Origin of the sequence: Allobosea sp. CER48, from assembly GCF_044752385.1 — a bacterium.
GTDB lineage: Bacteria > Pseudomonadota > Alphaproteobacteria > Rhizobiales > Beijerinckiaceae > Allobosea.
Genome location: NZ_JBIWYK010000620.1, coordinates 1 through 1518, shown reverse-complemented (window position 1 = coordinate 1518; position 1518 = coordinate 1). Strand labels below are relative to the sequence as shown.

Annotated in this window: 2 protein-coding genes; both read right to left on the bottom strand. The window is 68.9% G+C overall.

From position 1 onward, the window contains the following. A partial coding sequence (locus ACIPIA_RS16065; RefSeq protein ID WP_400510975.1) for an MraY family glycosyltransferase occupies window positions 1–905 on the bottom strand: 905 nt, incomplete at its 3' end. Between the two features lie 95 nt (window positions 906–1000). Beyond that, the gene (locus tag ACIPIA_RS16060) at window positions 1001–1450 is read right to left on the bottom strand and encodes a hypothetical protein (protein ID WP_400510974.1); all 450 of its coding nucleotides are present in this window, start codon (window positions 1448–1450) and stop codon (window positions 1001–1003) included. Window positions 1451–1518 lie beyond the last annotated feature (68 nt).

Here is a 1518-nt window from a genome sequence, read left to right as displayed (position 1 = left end):
CCGGCGAGAGCGGCCAGAACGATGTTCAGAGCGGCGATGCGCCCGACCACAGCGATCACGCTAAAACCGTTCGTCGTCGCCTGCTGATAGAAATGCGTGCGATGCGCCTCCCAGACCTTCTCGCCGCGGGCCAGCCGACGCAGCAAGGTGATCGTGGCATCGGCGATATGATAGAGCGGCAGGATCACGGCAGCAGCAAAGGCGCCGGCCCCGGCAAGCCGGTAGAGCAGATAGGCGGTGAGCAGACCGATCGGCAGCGAGCCGACATCTCCCAGGAACAGGCGCGCCACCGGCCTGTTGAAGGGCGCGAAGCCGATCAACCCGCCGCAGAGCGCCGCCGCCAGCCAGCCGGTGACCGGGTCGATCGCGCCGGCGCTGCCGGCCAGCGCAAGCGCGGCGGCCAGCGGCACGATGCCGGCAACCGTGACCCAGTCGAGCCCATCCATGAAGTTGACGAGGTTCACGAACCAGACGCCGGCCAGGAGCGCCAGCGCCCGCTCGACGGTAAGCGGCATGATCTGCGGGAACAGGCGCAGCTCCGGTGCAGCGCCGAAGAGGACGACGCCGACGCAAGCCGCCTGGAGCAGGAGCCTGATGCTCGCCGGCAGGGGGTGAATATCGTCCCATGCGCCGACCGCGGCCAGCGCCAGCGCCGCGGCGCCCAGGACAAGGGCAGTCCTCCAGGCCTCACCCTCGACCGGCTGCAGCCAGAGCGCCGCGGCCAGGGCCATGAAGGCTCCGGCCAGCACCGCGATGCCGCCGCCCTGAGGGGTCGGCACCTTATGGCTGGAACGCGCATTCGGCCGCGCGAGCGCATAGCGGACCAGGAGCGGGCGCAGCGAAATGCACAGCACCGCCGCCAGGAGGGCGGCGGCGGCAAGGATGGCGAGGGGCACGAGCAGGATCGTCAAAGCGGGCGCACCATAGTCTAGGCCAAGCAAATGCCTAGAGGCTATCGTGCGCGGTGCGCTCCGTCAGCGCCGAACCGACGCCGCGGCGCCTACTGCTTGAAGCCGATGAGCACGCCGTCGGCCCCGAGGGACAGCTGCAGCCCCTGGCGCTGGGTTGCCAGCCGCAGGGTCACGCCCTTGTCGTTGCGCAGATAGACATTGCCGCGGCCTTGATTGCCGACGGCCCAGCCTTCCTTCAGCTGAACATAGGCGCCAGCGAAGTCGGCGACATTGCGCAGGCCGTAGACCGTTCCCGATGCGACCGTGCGGGAAGCGCCGATCGAGCCGAAGCCTAGGCCGCCGACGGTGATCGGATAGGACCGCCCGCGGAAACGCAACGTGCCACCTCCCGCCTCGCCCGATGCGATGAAGCCGGCCTGGACCTGCTCGATGCGAACTGTTCCGGTCGAAGGCCCGAGCGAACGCGACTGCGCGATGGCCGGCGAGGCCAGGGCCAGAAATGCGGCGAAGGAAACGGCTGTCTGCCTGATCGTCATCATGTCCTACTCCTCGCGCCCGATTGGCGGCGCAGGGAAGGAACCCGCGAGAAGCGATTTCGATCCCCTGG